Source organism: Streptomyces sp. NPDC047049 (assembly GCF_040643995.1).
Classification (GTDB): domain Bacteria; phylum Actinomycetota; class Actinomycetes; order Streptomycetales; family Streptomycetaceae; genus Streptomyces; species Streptomyces mooreae.
Map to the genome: position 1 here is coordinate 31,830 of NZ_JBEYVM010000022.1, position 20,667 is coordinate 52,496.

At 71.9% G+C, this 20,667-nt stretch carries 15 protein-coding genes; 10 read left to right on the plus strand and 5 right to left on the minus strand.

Annotated elements, in window-relative coordinates; translation table 11 throughout:
* Positions 1 to 158 precede the first annotated feature (158 nt).
* Positions 159 to 338, minus strand: coding sequence for a hypothetical protein (locus ABZ851_RS32285; protein WP_361135190.1), 180 nt, complete (start codon positions 336 to 338; stop codon positions 159 to 161).
* Between the two features lie 666 nt (positions 339 to 1,004).
* Here ABZ851_RS32285 and ABZ851_RS32290 point away from each other — a divergent pair.
* Positions 1,005 to 1,946 carry a hypothetical protein gene (locus ABZ851_RS32290; RefSeq protein ID WP_361135193.1) on the plus strand — a complete coding sequence of 314 codons (942 nt, stop codon included), beginning with the start codon at positions 1,005 to 1,007 and terminating at the stop codon, positions 1,944 to 1,946.
* 86 nt (positions 1,947 to 2,032) lie between these two features.
* The gene (locus ABZ851_RS32295) at positions 2,033 to 3,553 is read left to right on the plus strand and encodes an amino acid permease (protein ID WP_361135196.1); all 1,521 of its coding nucleotides are present in this window, start codon (positions 2,033 to 2,035) and stop codon (positions 3,551 to 3,553) included.
* Positions 3,554 to 3,713: 160 nt separating this feature from the next.
* Here the strand turns inward: ABZ851_RS32295 and ABZ851_RS32300 are convergent, their stop codons facing one another.
* Both ABZ851_RS32300 and ABZ851_RS32305 read right to left on the minus strand, forming a co-directional pair.
* Positions 3,714 to 4,256 (minus strand): putative immunity protein, encoded by a 543-nt coding sequence (locus ABZ851_RS32300; RefSeq protein ID WP_361135199.1) that lies wholly within the window; start codon positions 4,254 to 4,256, stop codon positions 3,714 to 3,716.
* A gap of 192 nt (positions 4,257 to 4,448) precedes the next feature.
* A complete protein-coding gene (locus ABZ851_RS32305; RefSeq protein ID WP_361135202.1) occupies positions 4,449 to 5,585 on the minus strand; it encodes a substrate-binding domain-containing protein in 1,137 nt (378 codons plus the stop codon).
* A gap of 600 nt (positions 5,586 to 6,185) precedes the next feature.
* Here ABZ851_RS32305 and ABZ851_RS32310 point away from each other — a divergent pair.
* The 7 genes from ABZ851_RS32310 (at position 6,186) to ABZ851_RS32340 (ending at position 13,919) form a co-directional block, all read left to right on the plus strand.
* Positions 6,186 to 8,612: an ATP-binding protein gene (locus ABZ851_RS32310; protein WP_361135368.1), complete on the plus strand. Its 2,427-nt coding sequence runs from the start codon at positions 6,186 to 6,188 to the stop codon at positions 8,610 to 8,612.
* Positions 8,593 to 9,069 carry a roadblock/LC7 domain-containing protein gene (locus tag ABZ851_RS32315; protein WP_336051551.1) on the plus strand — a complete coding sequence of 159 codons (477 nt, stop codon included), beginning with the start codon at positions 8,593 to 8,595 and terminating at the stop codon, positions 9,067 to 9,069. Before ABZ851_RS32310 ends, ABZ851_RS32315 begins: the two co-directional genes overlap by 20 nt.
* Before the next feature lie 168 nt (positions 9,070 to 9,237).
* Complete coding sequence (locus ABZ851_RS32320) at positions 9,238 to 9,654, plus strand: DUF742 domain-containing protein (RefSeq protein ID WP_336051552.1); 417 nt, start codon at positions 9,238 to 9,240, stop codon at positions 9,652 to 9,654.
* Positions 9,602 to 10,216, plus strand: a complete 615-nt coding sequence (locus tag ABZ851_RS32325) for an ATP/GTP-binding protein (protein WP_361135206.1) — start codon at positions 9,602 to 9,604, stop codon at positions 10,214 to 10,216. Before ABZ851_RS32320 ends, ABZ851_RS32325 begins: the two co-directional genes overlap by 53 nt.
* Positions 10,217 to 10,346: 130 nt before the next feature.
* Positions 10,347 to 11,042 (plus strand): response regulator transcription factor, encoded by a 696-nt coding sequence (locus ABZ851_RS32330; RefSeq protein ID WP_361135209.1) that lies wholly within the window; start codon positions 10,347 to 10,349, stop codon positions 11,040 to 11,042.
* Positions 11,043 to 11,094: 52 nt separating this feature from the next.
* A complete protein-coding gene (locus ABZ851_RS32335; RefSeq protein ID WP_336051556.1) occupies positions 11,095 to 11,754 on the plus strand; it encodes a DUF4255 domain-containing protein in 660 nt (219 codons plus the stop codon).
* The gene (locus ABZ851_RS32340; RefSeq protein ID WP_361135212.1) at positions 11,751 to 13,919 is read left to right on the plus strand and encodes an ATP-binding protein; all 2,169 of its coding nucleotides are present in this window, start codon (positions 11,751 to 11,753) and stop codon (positions 13,917 to 13,919) included. Before ABZ851_RS32335 ends, ABZ851_RS32340 begins: the two co-directional genes overlap by 4 nt.
* A 52-nt stretch (positions 13,920 to 13,971) precedes the next feature.
* On the opposite strand, the gene ABZ851_RS32345 is transcribed toward ABZ851_RS32340, so the two are convergent.
* The gene (locus ABZ851_RS32345) at positions 13,972 to 15,330 is read right to left on the minus strand and encodes a hypothetical protein (protein WP_336051558.1); all 1,359 of its coding nucleotides are present in this window, start codon (positions 15,328 to 15,330) and stop codon (positions 13,972 to 13,974) included.
* A gap of 209 nt (positions 15,331 to 15,539) precedes the next feature.
* The gene (locus tag ABZ851_RS32350; RefSeq protein WP_361135216.1) at positions 15,540 to 18,650 is read right to left on the minus strand and encodes a BTAD domain-containing putative transcriptional regulator; all 3,111 of its coding nucleotides are present in this window, start codon (positions 18,648 to 18,650) and stop codon (positions 15,540 to 15,542) included.
* A 366-nt stretch (positions 18,651 to 19,016) separates the two neighbouring features.
* Between ABZ851_RS32350 and ABZ851_RS32355 the strand changes: the two genes are divergently transcribed.
* Positions 19,017 to 20,300, plus strand: coding sequence for a hypothetical protein (locus ABZ851_RS32355; RefSeq protein ID WP_361135218.1), 1,284 nt, complete (start codon positions 19,017 to 19,019; stop codon positions 20,298 to 20,300).
* Positions 20,301 to 20,667: the final 367 nt, after the last annotated feature.

Genomic DNA, 20,667 nt, shown 5'->3' on the forward strand with positions numbered 1-20,667 from the left:
CCGCCGCCCGGCTGAAACCGGAGAGGCAAGTGGTGTAGCGAGTGAGGCAGCTGGTGCAGCGAGCGTGAAGTGAGGTACACGCGAAGCCGGCCTCACGCCGGACGGCGAGGCCCCGTCACTCTTCGGACGCGACGAGGCCTCCTGCCGCTTCGGGCCGGTCAGAAGTTGCCGTTGGCGAACATCTCGTCCTTGGGGTCGTAGATGGTGACGAGGCTGTTCTTGGACGTCTTCCGGTCGGCGAAGGCGGAGGCGATCAGCTTGCGGGGTGGCGGCGGCGCGTACATGCCGGCCGGCATCGGCGGCTGCTGCCCGGGCTGTTCCGGGCACTGCTGATTCATCACGATCCCCCCAAGGTGTCTGGAACCGGGAGAGTAGCGAGTGGTTGAACAGCGAAATAGACGAAGTGAAGAACCTGTGATGATGCCGTGACCGAAACGGGTCGACCGCTCCGTAGCCCTCCTGCCCGGCACGTCGATCGGCCGATGCCACGGGGGCCCGTTCGCCGCAGGACGACCCCATCGGCGGAGCGCCCGAGGCGCCACAGGGCGCGTACCGCCCCACTACGCCTCCCCGGACGCCTTCGCATGAGCTTTATCACCAAAGGAATGTGCGCGGCCGCGCCTCAGTGAATAGTCTTCTTTCTCAAGTCAGCACTTCATGACAGAAGTTGACAGCCGGCTTGCACAGGCCCATGTACCCCCACGTACAGGAGAATCCGGTGATTCCGGTGATGGCCCCTCAAGCTCACCGCGGGCTTTCGCCTCCGGACGAGACAGCAGCGCGGCACGCGCCGGTACGACGTCGCCCCGGCCCGCACCGTCGCCGGTCCGCCCCGCGCCCTTGCCGCCGCCCCGGCCGTTCGCTCAGCACGACGCTCTCCCCCCTACGTCGGCGTCCGCCGCGGCGGACGCCCACCCGGAGGCCTCAACAGTGCCTGTTCACACCGCCCCTGCGCACGGTGAGGAACTGCCTCCCTCACCCGAGAAGACCGTGACGGGGCAGCCGTGAGACGCCGGCCGGCCTTCGACCGGCATCCGGCCCGGGACGACTCCCGGTTGCGCGCGGTAGTGGAGGACTCCGCCATGGGCAGATGGGAGAGCGCAGGCGAACTGCTGGCCGCGACCGGTGCCGACTGGGACCGCCGTATCTTCCGCCTCCAGGTACTCGCCCGCACGGGAGCCCGGCTCACCTTCGCCGACACCTGGGCACAGGCCGAACCGCGTTCACCGCATGCCCTGGCCCTCCTCGCCACCGTCCAGGCACTGCGCTCGATGGCCGGCCCACGGGGGCAGGGCAGCGGCGCGGAGATGGAAGAGGCCTGGGAGAACTGCCATGCCGCCGCTGACACCCTGCCCGCCGATCCCACGCCCTACGTCGTCATGCTCGCCCTGCTGCGCTACCACTCCCCCGACCGCGACCGGCAGTGGCGGGAGACGGTGCAGAGCGTGTGGCAGGAGGTCGAGGCGCGCGACCCGTGGAACCGGGAGGCGCACCACGAAATCCTCACCTATATGTTCCCCGACTGGCACGGCGTGGCGGGCGAGATGTTCCACTGGGCGCAGGAACGGTGCGCCCATGTCCCCCGCGGGATGCCGCTGCACGTCCTGCCGCTGGTCGCGCTCGCCGAGTCGCACCGTACGCGGATGAAGAAGGAAGGCCACCGGTACGGCCTGACCGTCCATCCGTGGACGGACAACCCGTCGACCCAGCAGGCGTGGACGAACTGGTGGACCTACCGGGCCCCTGCGCTGCCGCACGCCGCCTTCCACGACGACGCCAACTACCTGGCCCACGCGCTGTCCTTCGCGAATCAGCACCGGGCGGCGGCCGAGGTCTTCGATGCCATCGGCCCGTACGCCACGGATGTGCCGTGGAGCTACTGCGGGGACCCCCAGCAGCTCTTCACCCGTCACCGGAAGTGGGCGGTGAAGGGGGCCGCGCCCTAGCAACCGAGGCCGAGCAGACCGTTGTTGTCCGTTGTCCCGCCATGCACCGTGCCATCACCAGGAGAGGCCCAGCCATGCCATTGGACATGCCAAGCGTCACGCAGACGGAGGAGGAGCGCCTCGCCGAACTCGGCATCACCCAGACCTTGGACCGCTCGATGTCCGGACGGCAGAACTTCGCCGTCTCCTTCACCATCATCAGCATCCTGTCCGGCTGCCTGACCATGTACGGGTTCGGCATGAACACCGGCGGGCCGGCCCTGATCATGTGGGGCTGGGTTCTCGTCGGCCTGATGACCCTGTTCGTCGGCCTGGCCATGGCCGAGGTCTGCTCCTCCTATCCGACCTCCGCCGGCCTCTACTTCTGGGCGCACAAGCTCGCCCCGCAGAGGTCCGCTCCGGCCTGGGCCTGGTTCACCGGCTGGTTCAACACACTGGGCCAGGTGGCCGTCACCGCGGGCATCGACTTCGGTGCCGCGTCCTTCCTCAACGCCTACCTGAACCTTCAGTTCAGCTACGCCGCCACCCCCGCCCACACGGTCACGCTCTTCGGTGTGATCCTTCTGCTGCACGCCCTCGTGAACACCTTCCGGGTGCGCGTCGTCGGCTTCTTCAACACCGTCTCGGTGTGGTGGCATCTGATCGGCGTCGTGGTGATCGTCGGCGCCCTGCTGGTGATCCCCGACAAGCACCGGTCCCCCGGCTTCGTCTTCACCGAGTTCGTCAACAACACCGGCTGGGGCTCCGCGGTCTACGTCGCGCTCATCGGTCTCCTGATGGCGCAGTACACCTTCACCGGCTATGACGCGTCCGCCCATATGACGGAGGAGACGAAGAACGCCTCGGTCGAGGGGCCGAAGGGGATCGTCCGCTCCATCGTCGTGTCCTGGGCGGCCGGATTCGTGCTGCTCTTCGGTCTGACCTTCGCCATCCAGTCCTACACCGGCGCCCTGAAGTCGGAAACCGGTGTGCCGCCGGCGCAGATCTTCATGGACGCCCTCGGCGCGAGCACCGGCAAGCTGATGCTGCTCGTCATCATCGGCGCCCAGCTGTTCTGCGGTATGGCGTCCGTGACGGCCAACTCCCGCATGATCTATGCCTTCTCCCGCGACGGGGCGCTGCCGTTCTCCGCCGTCTGGCACAAGCTCCACCCGGGGACCCGCACCCCCACCAACGCCGTGTGGCTCGCCGCCGGCGGTGCCTTCCTCCTCGGCCTGCCGTACCTGTTCAACACGACCGCGTACGCCGCCGTCACCTCCATCGCGACGATCGGCCTCTACATCGCGTACGTGGTGCCCACCCTGCTGCGTCTGCGTCAGGGAGAGCACTTCAAGCGCGGCCCCTGGCACCTGGGGCGCTGGTCGAAGCCCGTGGGCCTGATCGCGGTCGGCTGGGTCGTGGTCATCACGGTGCTGTTCATGCTGCCCCAGCAGAGCCCGGTGACCCTCGAGACGTTCAACTACGCGCCCGTCACCGTGGGTGTGGTGCTGGTCTTCGCCGGCACCTGGTGGTTCGTCTCCGCCCGCAAGTGGTTCCTCAATCCCCGCCACCCACGCAACAACCCGTCGCAGACACCGGCCCCGGAACGAGCGGCCTCCGCGCCGTAAGCGGCGCCTTCGCCCACCCCGCCGGCCAACGGCCCGCGGCCCCGTTCCAGGGCCTTGTTCCCCGCGCACGGGGCGGCGGGCCGTCCCGGCAGCCACGCACGCTGAAACGGCCCCGCCCGCTGGAAGGAGGTCTTCGACGGACTCGTGACTCCCGCTCCCCTCAGCCGGCCGCGCGCAGCGAAGCGTCCAAGGCGGTCATCAGTTCCGCGACGCGGTTCTTGCCGGCCGGTGCGACGGGATAGCGGTGAAGAACGTCGACCAGGACCGGTGTGGCGCGCCGTCGGGCCTGCTCGATCATTCCGTCGCCGGCTGCGGGATCGTCGCCTGCGGTGATTTCGGCTATGCGGGCGGCACATGCCGCGGCGCGCAGGATGTGGCCTACCTGGTGAGCCTTCGCGATCGGGTGGAGGTACGCGGCGGACGCGGCATCGCCGGCCGCGCGTGCGGCGAGACTTGCGGCTTCGGTGGCAGCTTCCTTCGCGGCTCGGTGTGCTTCCAACGAGGTGACACGCTGCAGCTTGGTCCGTTTCGCGCCGTTGGCGAACTCCCAGGCGGCATCAAGAGCGGCGCGAGGCCGGGAATCGCCGGGGTGGGCCTCCTCGAACACGGGGAGGACTTCCTGGGCGGTCTCCGCCGCGTAGCGTGCCACGGCTCGCAACTCGTCCATGGTCAGCTCGAAGTCACCGGACACGGTCGCCGTCATGACATCAAGTATCTCACCGGGCGTCCCGTCCCCTCGCCCGTCGCGCCGCTCGGCGCGGGCGGCGCGAGGCCATGCCGCCAGGCAGGCGTGGCGGTAAGCATCCTCCCGTTCCCACGCCGCCTCACCGATGTCCGCACGCCGGTCCGGTGACCGGCCGACCGGGCCCAGGAGAGCCGCAGCCGGGGGAGCACATCATCCGCCCCAGATCTTGCGGTAGGCCTGACGGTAGCCCTCGGAGTCCCAGGACACGGCGCCGCCGGTGTTGGCGGTGGTGGCGATGTGGACGGGGGCGACGTACCCGCTGTCGGGGGCGTCGGTGAACGCGCGGTTGAACTCGTCGATGATCTGCCAGCCCTGTTCGGAGAGGGGTTCGGGCACGGTGGCAGCCTGGAAATCCTTGCCGTTGACGCGCTCGAAGGCCGACGGGTCGCCGTCGCCGGCGCCGATGTTGAAGGGGGCGCCGGCGCCGTCCTTGCCCGCGGCACGCAGGGCGGGGGCGGCGTGCTGGAAGTACAGGTCGTTGATGGCGGCGGAGTAGGTCCACTTGCTGCCGAAACGGGACATCAGGGAGCGGACTTCCCCGATGGAGCGCCTGTTGACCTGGGGAATGGGCATGTTGGTGTAGCTCAGCAGCTCGGTGCCCGAGCAGGTGGCGAGTTCCTTCTTGATCAGATCGGACTTGTGCTTGGCGAAGGGCACCGTGGCATCGGTGAACAGGACGACACCCGCGCGGCCGTGGGAGCGGGCGATGATCCAGTCGGCGCTGATCTTCGCGACGTCCTCGACCCGTGAGGTGATGTTGGTGAAGAGCTGCGGGTCCTTGCTGGGGCCGGGGGCCGGGGCGGCGTGCCAGCCGATCAGCGGGATGCCCTCCGCATGGGCCTTTTTGACCTCCGCCGCGGCCGTCCCGGGGTCGAATCCGCTGATGACGATGCCGTCCGGCTTGAGGCGGAGGGCCTGCTTGAAGGCGGACCGGAGACCGCTGGGCGTGCCCTGGCCGTTGAGGGTACGGGCGTGCCAACCGACGATCCCGGCGGCTTCCTGGACGCCTTGGGCGACCCCGGTGACGCCGGGGTTGGTCAGGGTCTGGGCGATGTAGACGACGGTCTTGTCGTGGACGGCCCGGGGTCCGGTGGTGGGGCCCTTCCAGGGGGCGTTGACCTCCTCGGCCTTCTTGACGGCTTGCTTGGCCCTGGAGAGGGCGGCGGGGCAGCCGGGCTTGGCGGAGCTCCCGTGGGATGCGGTGGTGCCGCCGCCGGATTCGCAGCCGGCGGTGGCCATGACCAGGAGTGCGGCGGCTGTCACGACCGCCGTGCGGGTGGGCTGCACGGGTCTCCTCGCAGGACAGGATGAGGATACGGGTTGGGTGGGGGGAGACAGGTTACGGGTGGCGGTGGACCGGGAGGCAGCCGCCTGCGGAGGTACGGAGGCGTCTCCGGAGCCGGGGCCCGGTCCCGCCCGGAGCCGGGACCGGGCCCGGCCCGGGACGTGGACCGGTGGGAAACGATCCGGTCACGTTCTCCTCCCCTTCCAGGCGTCGCTCCGCCGGCCGGCATGGCGCTCCACAAGGGGGTAACCGGCCAAATGTGACAAAGAGTTGAATTCCGCTTGGCCATTGGTGGTCCTGTGTTGCATGCGCGTGCACAAGCGGTAATGTTCGCGGCCGGTTGGGCATGTGGCGCAATCTTTTCGCTCACCTGGGGCGAAAGCTCGCAAGCGTCACGCTCTCCCGCTGTCGGCGGTCGGCAACAACACCACCTCGGTCACCGCTCAGAAGCACGTCGTAAGGAGGCCCGGGTGTCTGTGGACACAGTGGACCCGCCACCCGAACGGGATCCGTCCCTGCGTTCACCGATGAGGCCAGGATTCCGCCGGCAGGCGGGCGCCTACCTGGACCGCTGGCCGTTCCGCCGGAAACTCAACGTTCTGGTGATCGCGCCCGTCGCCGTCGTCGGCGTGCTGCTGGCCATCGGCGTCAGCACGCAGATGGAGAAGGCCCAGGACGCCGGCCGGAGTGCCGAGCTCGTGCGCGACAGCGAGCAGGTCACCAAGCTCATCAACGACGTACAGGCCGAACACCGGCAGGCGCTCCTGCTGTCCGTGGAGCAGGAGTCGGCCCGGCCCGGCGCCACGCTGCCGTCCACCGCCGCCTACCGCCAGACCCAGCGCGCGACCGACGACCAGGTCACCGCCGTGCGTTCCGGATTCGGCACGGGCCTGCCGAAGGAAGAGGGGCGGGCCCTCGACTACATCCGGGGCCTTGCCGTGCTGCGCGACAAGGTCGAGCGGGGCTCGGTTCCGGCCGCCGGCATCGACCCCGCGTACGCTGCCGCGGTCGGCTACCTCATCGACGGGATCGGTCTCGACCGCTTCGCGGGCACCTCGTCGTCCTCGGTCACCTACCTCCTCGACACGGTGCTGCGCGCCGACGCCGCCCACGCGGCCTTCGAGAGCGGGGTGTTCTCTGCGCAGACCCGGGACGCCAACGCGCTCACCGAGTACACCCGCGCGGTCGGCGCGCACCAGCTCTACGAGGAGCAGACGGAGCGCTTCGGCAGGATCGCCGACCCGGAGCAGGTCCTGCGCCTGGACGGGATCGAGCGGGATGCCGAGGAGAACGGCATCGAGGCCCAGTTCGCGGAGCTCCAGATCGATCCGGGCTCCCTGCAGGGCCAGACCCCGCATCAGCTGCGTCAGGCGATCGCCGCCGGAACCCGGCAGGCCGAGGCCCGCCTCGACATCACCCGGTCGCTGATCGACCAGATCGCCGCCCGCGCCGACGGCCTCTCCCGCAGTGCCCTGTACAACGCGCTGGCGATGCTCGGCCTCGCCCTGCTCGGCTTCGCCTCCTGGCTGTCCTTCTCCGTCCTGGTCCGGCGCTCGGTCGTACGTCCCCTGTCGGCGCTGACCGGCGCCGCACAGCAGGTGGTCGACGTGGCCGGCGAAGAGCTCGCCAAGGTCGAGGACGACGAGTCGGCGGAGCGCACCCCGCTGCGGCCACGGCCGATACCCGTGCCGGTCCGCGACGAGATCGGCCACCTGGCCGAGGCGTTCAACCAGGTACAGGTCACCGCCGCGGCGCTGCTGGAGCGGCAGGTGCTCAGCCGCCACAACGTCGCCGAGATGTTCGGCAACGTCGGACGCCGCGTCAGCAACCTCACCAGCCGCCAGCTCATGCTGATCGACGCCGTGGAACGGGAGGAGACCGACCCCGGCGTCCTGGAGCGGATGTACCGCATCGACCACATCGCCGTACGTCTCCAGCGCAACGCGGACAGCCTGATGCTGCTCGCCGGAATCCGGGACCCGGAGATGGACGCCAGGCCGACCACCCTGGTCAACGTCATCCGGGCCGGACTCGGTCAGATCGAGGGGTACCAGCGGGTGTCCCTGCGGTCCGAGACGGAGGCCACCGTCGCGCCCGACATCGTCGACGATCTGACGCTGATGCTCGCCGAACTGCTGGAGAACGCCGTCTCGTTCTCCCCGTCCGACACCCCCGTCGAGGTCGTCGTCCGGCCCGGCACCGATGTGACCTCGGACGGCGGCGCCCTGATCGAGGTCATCGACCACGGCCTCGGGATGAGTGCGGAACGCCTCGACGAGGAGAACTCCCGGCTGGTCCGGCGGGAACGGCTCGACCTGGTCCCGACCAAGGTCCTCGGCCTGTTCGTGGTCGGAAACCTCGCCCGGCGCTCGGGCATCCGGGTCGCCCTGAGCCGTACGCCGGGCGGCGGGGTCACCGGCTCCGTCTGGCTCCCTGCCACGCTGCTGCTGACCGAGAGCCCGGCCGCCACGGCGTCCCCGGCGGCGGGCGGGGCAGAGCACCCGGCAGCGCCAGAGCCGGCGTCCACCGTGCCCGCCCCCGGGCCCGACCGGGTGCCCGGACCGGCCTCCGCCGCCGCTCCCCTGCCGGTGCGGACGCCCGTCGCCCCGCCCGAACGGCGGCCCGCCGCCCCCTCGCCGCGAGACGAGCTCCCCCGGCGCCTGCCGCGCCGCACGGACACGGAGCGGACCGCCCCCGCGGGTGAGACGCGCCCGTCATCGTCCGGCCGCCCGCTGCGACGGCGGGTACGGGGAGCGACGCTCGACATGACCGCCCCGGCGGCCGACCGCGGGGCCCAGGCCGCGCGCCGGCCCGTCGACGCCGAGGCGGTACGCAGTGAACTCGACGAATTCGAGGCCGCCGTACGCAAGGCGGAACAAGAAACAGCGCAACGAGCAGAAGATCAACCAGCAGAGCAGCAAGCAGAGCGAGCGGCGGAGCAGGAAGTTGCCGCTGCCCCGACCGATCCAGCGCCATCGCCACACCAGCACCCCCGGAAGGAGTCGGGCAGTGAGCACGCCGACAGGTAAGACCAGTTCCGAGCAGGAGGAAGCCACTGATCTGACCGCCGCCGCGGCCGACTTCACCTGGCTGCTCGACCGGTTCGCCACCCAGACCGCCGGCGTCGTCGACGCCATCGCGGTGTCCTCCGACGGCCTGTTGATCGCCGTGTCCCAACTGCGCGAGCAGGCGGACTCCGAACGGCTGGCCGCCATCGTCTCGGGCGTCACGAGCCTGGCCGCCGGCGCGTCCGGCAACTACGGACTCGGCGGCCTCAACAAGGTCATCATCGACCTGGAAGGCGGCCATGTGCTGGTGTCGGCCATCGGCTGCGGTGCCGTCCTCGGTGTGGTGACGTCGAAGGAGGCGAAGCTCGGCAACATCGCCTACGAGATGACCCTCTTCGCCAACCGGGCCGGCAGCGCGCTCACCCCCCAACTGGTGCTGGAGCTCAAGAAGAACGCCGGCGCCACACCGGCCCGCTGACCCTTCACTCCGCGGAGGCGGGACCCAGGTGCTGAGAAGAGAATCATGATGGCGGACGGCGAGCCAGAGCCGGACGAGGGTGGGGGTCCCCCGTCCTCATGGGGGTCTCCCCGCTCATGGGGATCCCCCCGCTCGGGAGAGGCCGAGAGCGGTGGAGGAGCCGAGAGCTTGGGGGAGGACAGCACCCCGGGCCCGTCGGAACCCGCCGGCCGCGCTCCCGCGATCCGGCCTTTCCTGCTGACCGCCGGCCGGGTGGCGGGGGGCGGCACCGGCCCCCCGCTCCCGGTCGAGGCCCAGGTCGTGGCGACCTCGTCCGGTCTCCGCGTCCTGGGTTCGCTCGCCTTCGAACAACACGACATCGTCGCCGCCTGCCGACGGCCGCAGTCGGTGGCGGAACTGGCCGCCCGGCTGCGCCTCCACCTCAATGTGGTCCGGGTACTGGCGGAGGACCTGTGCGCCGCCGGGCATCTGGCGGTCCACGTCCCGGACGCCAGGACAGCCCAGGACATCTCCGTACTGCGAAGGGTTATTGATGGTCTCCGCACCGTCCCCGACTCACGGGACGCACTCCGTGACAGCGGTTGAACAGCCGCCGGTACCGGTCAAGCTGGTCATCGCCGGCGGCTTCGGCGTCGGCAAGACCACGGCCGTGGGCGCGATCTCCGAGATCCGGCCGCTGACCACGGAGGCCGCCATCACGGAGGTCGCGGCGGGCGTGGACGACCTCTCCCACACCCCCGGCAAGACCACCACCACGGTCGCCATGGACTTCGGCTGCATCACCATCGACCCGACGCTGAAGCTTTACCTGTTCGGCACGCCGGGCCAGGACCGGTTCGGGTTCATGTGGGACGACGTGGTCGAGGGCGCTCTCGGCGGGCTGGTGATCGTGGACACCCGCCGGCTGGACGAGTGTTACGCCGCGGTGGACTACTTCGAGCACAAGGACATCCCGTTCGCCGTCGCCGTCAACGCGTTCGACGGTGAGGTCGAGCACGACCTCGACGAGGTGCGGTGGGCGCTGGACGTCTCCGACCACGTACCGCTGATCGTCTTCGACGCACGCCACACGGGCTCGGTCCGGGATGCGCTGCTGGTCGTCCTCGAAGTCGCCCTCTCGCGCGCACAGAGTACGCACCCGGGCTGACTCCCGGCCGCCTTCCGAGCTCTCCCGACCGAAGGGTTGGCTTCCGGTGTTGATCGCCCGGTAAGCGTTTGTTGATTGCTTTCGCCGACTCTGCGGCTGTCGGTAAACGGGGGCGAGGCAAGGAACTTAAGTGCTGGATACACGTGTCACGGTGACGGTGCACGCCTCCGACCCGCTCGGTCGGGCCGGAGTCGTCAGCCACTTGCAGCAGCAGCCCAGCGTCGAGATCGTCCAGGACCCGGGCGGTACGGCGGCCAGGGAGCGGGTCGATACGACAGGGAGACAGGGGGAAGGGGGTGGGGAAGCAGCCGGGACCGTGGCGATCTCGCTCATCGACCGGTTCGACGACATGGCCGCGGCAGAGCTGAGACGGCTGGCACGGGGCGGCGAACAGCGTGTGGTGCTGATCGCCGGGAATCTGCGCGAGCCGGACCTGATGACGATCGTGGAGTACGGCGTGCGGGCCATCCTCTGGCGTCATCAGGCCACCCCGCAGCGGCTGGTGCAGGCGGTGCAGAGTGCGGCGCGCGGCGAGGGCGACCTGCCGCCGGACCTGATCAGCAAGCTGCTCACACAGGTGGGACAGCTACGGCGGTCGGCGGTGACCTCCGCCGCCGTCGCATGGGCACCGACGGTCGGGATGGCGCCGCGCGAGGTGGATGTGCTGCGGCTGGTCGCGGACGGGCTGGACACCCGGCAGATCTCCGAGAAGCTCGCCTACTCCGAACGCACCGTCAAGAACGTCCTGCACGCCCTGATGACGCGCCTCCAACTGCACAACCGCGCGCACGCCGTCGCCTACGCGCTGCGTGAGGGATACATCTGATGGGGCCGGAAGCAGGCACGGAAGCAACTGGTCACAGGGCGGGGGAACAGCGGTGATTCACGAAGTCGACGAGGCGATGCGCAGGGTGCTGCGCGGCGGGGTGCTGCCGGACGGTTCCGGGGACATCGCATTCGAGGCGCCGACCCGCGACTGGGCGGCGCGGCGCAACGCGCCCACGCTCAATGCGTATCTCTACGACATACGCGAGGAGGTCGCCCGCCGCGAGCGCGGAGCGATCTCGGAGCGGGACGCCAGTGGTGTGGTCGTACGCCGGCATCAGCCGCCGCGCTGGTTCCGGCTGTCTTACCTGGTCACGGCGTGGACCACACGCCCGGAGGACGAACACCGGCTGCTGTCGGCCGCGCTGGGGTGCCTGCTCTCGCACGAGATGCTGCCGGTGGCCGCCCTGCCGGACGCGCTCCGCGCGCTCAAGGCGAGCATTCCGCTCACCGTCGCGGTGCCGCCCCCCGAGTCCCGCTCGATCGCCGATATCTGGTCTGCGCTCGGGGGCGAACTCAAGCCGTCCCTGGACGTGGTGATCACCGTGCCGTTCCCGGTCTCGCCCTCGTACGAGGTGGCGCCGCCGGTGACGGAGGGCGCGGTCGCGGTCGTCCGCGGACTCGACGGCGTCCCCGGCGACTCCCGGCCCCGGATGCTCCGGTCCGCTCCGGGCGCCTCGTCGTCCGCCACGGCCGGCGAGGAGGAAGGGTGAGCGGCAAGGAGGGGAACGGCACGGCGGCGAGCGAGCAAGCGAGCGGCGCGCTGCTCAGCCGGCTGGCGGGGCTGCGCGAGCGGGTGGCCGCGCTGGTCGAGCGGCGCAGCGCCGACGATCCGACGGCTGCGGACCCGCTGCGCGGGCTGTATGTGACCCCGGAGACGGCCCGACGGCTGGCCGCGCTGCCACCGGCGCACGGCATGGGCGGGGCGGCCGCCGCGGCGGGCGGGTACGCGGATCAGCCGTACGCAGGAGGACCGGATGGCGAGGTGCCGGACGCCTCGGAGGCATCGGGCAACCCGGGCGCCCCGGATGCCCCGGACACCTCGGACGCTTCGGTCACTTCGGACCGAACGGTCGCGCTCGCCGTGCGGTCCGGCCTGTCGGCCTTGGACCTGCATATCCTCCTGGCCGCGCTCGCGCCCGATGTGGATCGCGGCTTCGAGCCGCTGTACGGCTACCTCAACGACGATGTCGGGCGCCGTCGCGCCACGGTCGCGCTGGCGCTGGACCTCGCGGGTACCGGGCCGTACGAGCCCGCGGCCCGTGCCCGCTTCCATCCCGCCGCGCCGCTGCGGTCCGGTGGGCTGCTCGTCATCGAGGACGAGGACCGGCCCCTGCCGGGCCGGGCGCTGCGGGTGCCGGAGCGGGTGGTGGCCCATCTGCTGGGGGACGACGGCCTGGATCCCGAACTCAGCGGAGGTGAGGTGGAGTTGCTGTCGGCGGCGCCGCGAGCCGCCGGCCGTACGGGAAGCGGTGACCGTACCGGAGAACCATCGTTCGCCGGACGGCTCGCCGCGCTCGCCGGCGAAGGGCCGCTCGCCGTCCATCTGCGGGAGCGCCGGCCCGGTACCGCCGCCGCGCCGGTGACCGACGGGCTGCGGAGCGCCGGCCTGCCCGTGCTGCGGTATCGGCCGGACGGCCGGGACGGTGCGGGGGCGGGCCTCGCGGGCCCGCTGCTGCGGGAGGCGCGGCTGCGCCGGGCGGCGGTCGTCGTGGGTCCGCTGCCGGAGCGGCCCCAGGAGCTCGTCAGGGCGCTGGCGGGCGGGGACGTCCCGGTGGTCTTCTTCGGGAGCGAGCCGTACGACCCGGGCTGGGCACCCGATGCCGGGCTGTTCGCGATGGACGCGCCGGACGACGGGGCGGCGGCGGCTGAGGTCTGGCGCGCCGCACTCGGCTCCGTGGAGGTGGCCGGTGGCTTCGACCTCGCCGCGGCCGTGGCGCCGTACCGGCTGGGTGCCGCCCAGATCCGGCGGGCGGCCCGTGCCGCCACCGCCCTCGCCGCCTTCGACGGGACACCGCTGACCACCGCCCACATCCAGCACAGCGCACGTCAGCAGTCCGCGCCGCTGCTGGACCGGCACGCCCGGCGGGTACGGCCCGCCGTCGGCTTCGACGAGCTGGTCCTGCCGCCCGAGCCGCTGGCTCTGCTGCACGAACTGGTGCAGCGGGCGCGGCATCGGGAGCAGGTCCTGGGCCAGTGGCGGCTGCGCACCGGCGGAGGGCGCGGCAGGGGCGTGGTGGCGCTGTTCGCCGGGGAATCCGGTACCGGAAAGACGCTCTCCGCCGAGGTCGTGGCCGGTGAACTGGGCCTGGACCTCTATGTGGTGGAACTGTCGGCGGTGGTGGACAAATACATCGGGGAGACCGAGAAGAACCTGGAGCAGATCTTCTCCGAGGCCGACCGCACGGACGCCGTGCTGCTCTTCGACGAGGCCGATGCCGTCTTCGGCAAACGTTCGGAGGTCAAGAGCTCGCACGACCGGTACGCGAACCTGGAGAGCGCGTATCTGCTGCAGCGGCTGGAGGCGTTCGACGGCATCGCCGTCCTCACCACCAACCTGCGGGCCAACATCGACGATGCGTTCACCCGGCGGCTGGATCTGGTGGTGGACTTCCCGTTCCCGGACGCCGACCAGCGGACCGCGCTGTGGCGTTCCTGCCTGGCGGCCACCCCCTGCGCGGACGACCTCGCACTCGATGTCTGTGCCAAGGAGTTCGAGCTGTCCGGCGGGGCGATCCGGTCGGCCGCGGTGACCGCCGGATATCTCGCGGCCGGCCGCGGCGAGGCGGTGTCGGCCGAGGACGTACGGGCCGGGGCCAGGCGCGAGTACCGCAAGATGGGGCGGCTGGTGCCGGACGCGTCACCCCTGTGGGACTGAACCCCGGAGTGCGGCCGGGGCCGGGCGAGGTGTCGCCCGGCCCCGGCCGGTCTCACTGTCCGTCGGCGATCTTCCAGTCCTGCCGGTCCCAGGGCCCGTCGGCGCACCCCGTCGACAGCGCGCCCTTGTCGTTCTGCACGTCGGTCAGGCACTCCTGGTTGCGCATGTTGATGATGCGGGTGCGGCCGTCGGCCGCGTCCGCCAGCCGCCACTTCTGATGGGGCGGCAGCCTGCCCGACTTCAGCTGCTCCGGGTCGGCCGTCCAGAGCTCGACCTCGTTGGTGTCCGGCTTCAGCTGGGCAACGCTGCCCGGGGCGCTGGCCGACTCCAGGGCGACCGTGTTGTCCTCGGGGTAGTGGTGGATGATCCACCACTGGTTGCGGCCGAACTGGTCACCCGTCCACTCGGGGTTCTGACCGATCTGTGTGCCGTCCACCTGGCTGCCCCCGTTGGCCTGGAGGTACCAGCCGCCGTTGATGTTGGACCGGATGGTCTGCGCCTTCGGGCCCTCCTCCTCGGGCTTCTTCTCCTCGGGCGGCGGCGGGGGCGGAGGCGCGGGCGGCGGCTTTTCCGATGGCTTGTCGGACGGCGACGCGGCGGGATCGGGCTTCTTGCCCTCCTGCGGGAGCTTGCTCCCGGCCGGGGCCGGCTTCTCCTTCGCGCTCGTCAGCACCGTGGGCGCGGCCTTGAACCAGAGCGCCACGAAGGCCAGTGCCGCCACGAGCAGCAGCGAGCACACCGCCATCACCCAGCGCGGCAGCACGGACGGCTGGATGTAGGTGCCGCGCAGCTCGGTCGGCTCCGGCGCTCCGGCACGCTGCACGGAGAGGGTGAAGGGGTGCTTACTGGTGCCGCCTACCCAACTGACCGTTCCGGGGCGGATGCTGAGGTCCGCGAAGGCCGCGCGGCCCGGGGCGGCCTGGACCGAGGTCGGCTCGGGCTCGACGGTGAGGGCGTCGCCGTTCTCGCGACCGGAGAGGGAGACCGTCAGCGGCTGGTTGCCGAGGTTGTCGACGGCAACCGCCGCTTTGGCGCGCCAGCGGCCGCGTACGGCCAACGGCACCAGTTCGCAGCGGAGTTCGGTGAACGGCCCGACCGTGATCTGCCCTTCGACGACATCACGGATCTCGGGGTGTTCGGCCGGTTCGACGCGTATCCCGAAGGGCGTCGGACCGGCCGCGGAGTCGGACGTCCGCGGTGGCGAGAATTCGACCTGCGCCGTGCCCTCGGCCCCCGGGTACAGACGCAGCACGTCGGGCTCCACCCGTGTCCAGCCCGCCGCGGCGCCGGCCGGCCGCAGCCGGTACTCCTCGACGGTGTCGCCCGTGTTGCGTACCCGCAGCCTTACGCTCGCGACGGAACCGGGGTCGACGGTGATCGCGGCCGGTTCCAGGGAAGTCCACATGCTCACCAGGGCAGTCAACCGGCGAAGCCGGTCTCCGTCAGCGTCCGTAAGGGCAGAGCCGGGGGCAGAGACGGATGTCCTTACGGCTCCGCGGGGCGCCGCGGCACGCCGGGGCCACCGCACCGGGCCAGGCCGGATCGCACCGGGCCGCACCAGACCGGACCGGATCGTTCCGGATCTCAGGAAGAGAAGGCCGCGGTGCTGCTCCGTGCCGCTCAAGGCGGGACGCCCGCCGCGGCGGCCACAGCGGGACCGCCGCCGCCTGCCACGAATGTCCGGCCCGCGGCAGCACACCGCCGGCCGGGTGCCGGACTTGCGCGCGCATGCCCTCGCTCGCCGGCTTCCGTACCTCCTCGGAGAGCTTCGCCGACAACAACTTTGGCGACAGCCGCTTTGGCGACAGCAGCTTTGGTGACAGCCGCTTCGGTGACAGCCACTTCGTCGTCGGGGCCGGGGGCGGGGTCGGGGTCCGCATCCGCATCCGCATCCGCTGAGCGGTCCGGAGCCACGTACGTGTGCGTCAGACGGTCGAGGACACGGTTCACCTCGGCCCCGCGGCCCAGGGCGGCGAAGGGGTCCCGGGCCGCCTCCAGCAGAGGCAGCGCCGCCCGCTGCCGGCCCATCGTCACGAGCACGACGGCCAGTTCGTGTGCGGCCTCGGCGCTGGTCAGCGGATCGCCGGACGAGGTGGTCGGCCGCAGGCCCCGCCCCGCCGCGCGCTCCGTCCGGCCAAGAGAGTCAGTGCCGTGGCGCGGGGCACCGAGAAGGCGCAGGGCGCGCGTCGTGGCCGCGTCGCCGCCGTAGCGCCGGACGCTGTCCACGGCCCGGCGAACGAGCGGTTCGAGGTCGCGGTGACGCGCGGTGCCGCTGAGCGCATGCGACCACGCGGTGAGGAGGTCCACGGCGGCACCGAGCAGCCGGGGCGCCGCGTCCAAGGCCCGCTCCACGGCCGCGTACAGCCGGGTGTGCGCGATGCCGAGCCATTCGTGCGCGGCGTCGGCGTCGGCGAGCGCACGGCCCGGGGAGTCCGGGCGGCGCAGCAGATCGGGCAGGGCGCGCTGCGGCCTGGTCAGCCGTCCCGCCATCAGGACCGTGGCCAGCACGTAGTCGAAGAACCGGTGCTGCGCCGCCTCCCGCTCCCCCGGGCTGTCGTGCGCCTCGCCCAGCCGCCGCGCGAAGAGTCCGACCAGTTCGTGATAGCGGTAGCGGTCGTCACCGTGCAGTTCCACGAGCCCGGCGTCGACCAGCATCTCGACCGCCGCCTCCGCCTCGTCGTCGGTGGTGTCCAGCAGCGCGGCCGCGGCACCCCGGCAGAAGGTCGGCATGCCGCACAGGGCGAAGGCGCGGAAGGCGTGGGCGAGATCGGGGCCGAGCGCCTCGTAGCCGTCGCGGAAGGTCGCCTCCACGCCCAGGTCGCCCACCCGCAGCTCGTCCAGCCGTCGCCGCTCATCGCTCAGCCGGGCCACGAGGTCGGCCATGGACCGGCCCGGCCGGGACACCAGGCGGGCGGCGACGATACGCACGGCGAGCGGCAACCCGCCGCAGGCGGCGACCAGTTCGCGGGCTACCGCCGGCTCCGCGGCCACCCGCTCCGCCCCCACGATCGCGCCGAAGAGCCCCAGCGCCTCCGCTTCGTCCATCACCTCGACGTCGACACACCGGGCACCCGGCAGCGCGAGCGTCCGCACACGGCTGGTGACCAGCACCGCGCATCCCGGCGCCCCGGGCAGCAGCGGCCGCACCTGGGCGCTGTCGCGGGCGTTGTCGAGGACGACGAGGACCCCGCGGTCGGCGAGCAGCGAGCGGTACAGGGCGGCCTTCTGCTCCAGCCCGTCCGGAACGGCGCTCCTGGGGACGCCGAGGGCGCGCAGGAAGTGCGTCAGGACAGCGCTGCTGTCCGCCGGAGCCAGGTCGGTGCCCCGCAGATCCGCATACAGCTGTCCGTCGGGGAAGCGGTCCCGTACGGCGTGGGCGACATGCACGGCCAGCGCCGTCTTGCCGACCCCACCGAGCCCGCTGAGCGTGGCCACCACCGGCGCCCGTCCGCCGGCCGCCCCGCGCAGCGCCGAGGCCAGGAGTGCGACGGCCTCCGCACGCCCCGCGAAATCGGCGATGTCGGGCGGGAGCTGAGCCGGTACGGGCGGTGGGGGGCCGAGAGGTGAGGCATCCCGGGGAGGTCGGGGCGGGCCCGGCCGGCGGCCATGGCCGTCACAGCAGTCGTGGTGGCGGTCAGGGCAGTCCTGGCTGCCATTGCGGTCACGGTGGACACGGCTGCCATTGCGGTCACGGTGGTCATCGCTGCGGTCACGGGCAGGGCGGGGCCGTTCGCCAACAGGGAGGGAACCAGGGACGGCACCAGGGACGGCACGAGGGCCGGGCTTGGCACCGCGCCCGGGGCCGGACCCGGACCCGGACCCGAATCCGGCTCTGGCCCCGCCCGCTTCCCGGGCCGCCGACCCGGATCCGGCACCTGCCCCGCCCCCTTTGCCGCCCGCCCCTTCGCGTAACGCTTCGTACACCGCGCGGAGTTCGTTGCCCGGCTCGGTGCCGAGTTCGGCGACGAGGGTGCGGCGGGTGGCCGCGTACACCGCGAGGGCTTCGGCCCGGCGGCCATCGCCGTGCAGAGCCCGCATCAGCAGGGCCTGGGCGCGCTCGCGCAGCGGATGCTCGGCGGCGAAGGCGCGCAGTCCGGCGATCGAGTCGGCCATCGAATCGGTATACCGGCCCAACTCCACGACACAGTCGAAGAGTTCTTCCTGGGCGGTGACGCACAGTTCGGTGAACCGGTCACGCTGCCGCTGGGCGTACGGTCCGGGCAGTCCGGCCAGCGCCATACCTTCCGGGAGCGCCAGCGCGTCCCTCAGCTGCACGCACGCGCCGGCGGTGTCGCCCGCTCCCCGGAGCCGGCGCGCGGTGACCAGCCGCTCCTCGAACGCGGCCGCGTCCAGCGCCTCGCCGGCCACCCGTAGTGCGTAGCCGCCGCTCGACGACACGAGCAGGCGCGCGGGCCGGCGGGGCTGACGGTCCGGCTCCAGCAGTCCGCGCAGCCGGGAGACGTAGGTCCGCAGGGTTCCCACCGCCCGTGGCGGCGGGCGCTCGCCCCACAGCGCATCCACCAATTGTGTGAGGGAGACGGGCCGGCCCCCGTGCAGAAGCAGCACCGCCAGCAGGGCACGCTGCTGCGCCGGGCCGAGATCCAGCGGACGGTCTCCCCGCCAGGCGCGCACCGGGCCGAGCACCTGAAACCGCAGCCGGTCCCCCCGGTCCGGGCTGCTCGCCGCCGCCCGGCCCTTCAACTCGTCCACATCGTCCACGCCGCCGAGCACTGCCAGCTCGCTCCCCTGCCCACGTCGACCTGCAACGCCACCCCTTGGACCAGCACTGATGTACCGGCCTTACCAAACTAGCCCAGGACATCGACAGAACAGACCGGAGAATGTCTGATAGTGACCCAACGGTAAATCCTCCCAATTTCTCCGGCCCGCAGGGCTTCTCACCGGCCCCCGCCGGTGCTTCGCCAGTACCCGCCGACAGTCACCGGTGTTCGGCAGGGCAACCGCTCTGCCCGTTCACCCTCCCTCCCGCCTCTGGATGCGAAAACCACTGCGTCCGAAAATCGCAGCAGGACCACCCCCGGACGGACCACGACCCCACGAACCGACGAGCCACCGGCCCGCCAGAACGGAGCCACCGTGCACGCACGCGAACGGCGGGCAGCGGGAGAGGAAGCGGCGCAACGCCCCGCCGTCCGCGGCCCCGAGCACCCCCGCACCCCCGCCTCAGCCCCCTCCCTCCAGCGGCCGGACGCCCTGCTCGCTCTCCAACGGACAGCGGGCAACGCGGCGGTCGCCCGCGCACTGACCCCGGTGCAGGAGAACGCAACGGATCCCCAGCACTCCCAGCGTCCCCAGCACTCCCAGCACCCCCAAATCTCACAGCACCCACCACACGTACAGCGCTCGCCACACACGGAACCCCTGCAGCGGTACGCGGAGGGGGCGGCCGCCCTCGGCTTCGACAAGGTCTCCACGAACGGCGGCATCGCGATCCGGGGCCGCTACGAGGCCTACGCCGACACGGACATGATCGCGGACGCCGCGCGCGCTCTCGACGCCCAGGAACGGGTGGCGATCACCCTGGAGCACGGGGCAGCGGTGCGGGTCGGCGAGCGCACCCTGTACCGGGTGCTGCCCGTCTACAAGGACGCGGCCAGGGCGGAGGCCGCCGTACGGGCCGCTGGCCGGAACCCGGAGAGCGCCGGTCACGAGCCGGTACGCGGGGACAGCACGGCACAGCGCGGCGAAAAGCACGCCGCCTACCAGCGGTCCCTGACCGACCCTCCGGAAGTCAGGCGGCTCGTCGCGCTCACCCAGCGCATCGTGACGGCACTCCGGGCACGGACCGAACCACCGGGCCCCACGGTCGACCGCCTGCGGGCCGAAGCCATGAGGCTGGCGATGGACACCATGGGCGGCGGCTGGATGGCCGCGCGGTTCCCCTACCCGGAACGTGCCGGCCGGGACGGGCTGACGGACCTCGCGGCCCTCATGCCGGGCCTGACCGCCGACTTCCTCTCCGGCCTCCCCGCGGCAGAGAACCAGGAGGCCGTCGTGCACGAACTGCTGATCACCCTCCCCAACGACTGCCAGGCAGCCGCGGCGCAGCTCATCGGCAGGCCTGCGGACGGCGGCCTCAGCGTGCGGCGCCCCGCACCCGCCGTGGGCGAGAACCACTTCGTCGACCTGACCGGAGCGGCCCAGGACGGCTGGGCGAACCACTTCGCCTCCGTGATCCTGCGCGACGGCGACGACACCCTCACGTACGAGGCCGCCGCCGACCGCACCAGTGCGCTGCAGCACGGCAAGTCCCTCGGCTACTTCGCGCTGTACGGCCGGGCCGGGACCGACCAGTCCTTCGACACGACCATCCGCGCCCAGAACCAGGCCTACGCGGAGCGGTCGGCGTCCGCCACATGACCTAACGGGCAGCGCGCTCTGCCCCCGACGGCGCCCGTTCGTCTCTACAGCCCGGCCCGCCCATGGGACAGGGTCGAGAGAGTAGAGCGCAGAAGTGCATCAGCGGTGAGGGGGAGGTACGTCATGCGGGCGAAGGACCGGCAGCCCGGCTCGGGGAGCGGCCGAGCACAGGCGCCGCGCGCCACGCCCTCCCCCGCTGGTGACGCGGCCTGCCTGGCTGCGGCCCGCGAGGCGGGGCGGCGCGCCCCCGAGGCGGCCGCCGCCCTCCAACGTGCCGTGGGCGATGTGGCGTTCCCGGCCGCCCCGGCCGCCCCGGCCGCCCGGAAGCAGCACCGGCACGGCCCGGCCCGCGGCCACACCGCGCGCC

Excerpts from the sequence above, each read along its gene's own strand:
- ABZ851_RS32285 (WP_361135190.1), bottom strand. The coding sequence starts at position 338 with ATGAATCAGCAGTGCCCGGAACAGCCCGGGCAGCAGCCGCCGATGCCG.
- ABZ851_RS32295 (WP_361135196.1), top strand. The coding sequence starts at position 2,033 with ATGCCAAGCGTCACGCAGACGGAGGAGGAGCGCCTCGCCGAACTCGGC.
- ABZ851_RS32300 (WP_361135199.1), bottom strand. The coding sequence starts at position 4,256 with ATGACGGCGACCGTGTCCGGTGACTTCGAGCTGACCATGGACGAGTTG.
- ABZ851_RS32325 (WP_361135206.1), top strand. The coding sequence starts at position 9,602 with ATGGTCTCCGCACCGTCCCCGACTCACGGGACGCACTCCGTGACAGCG.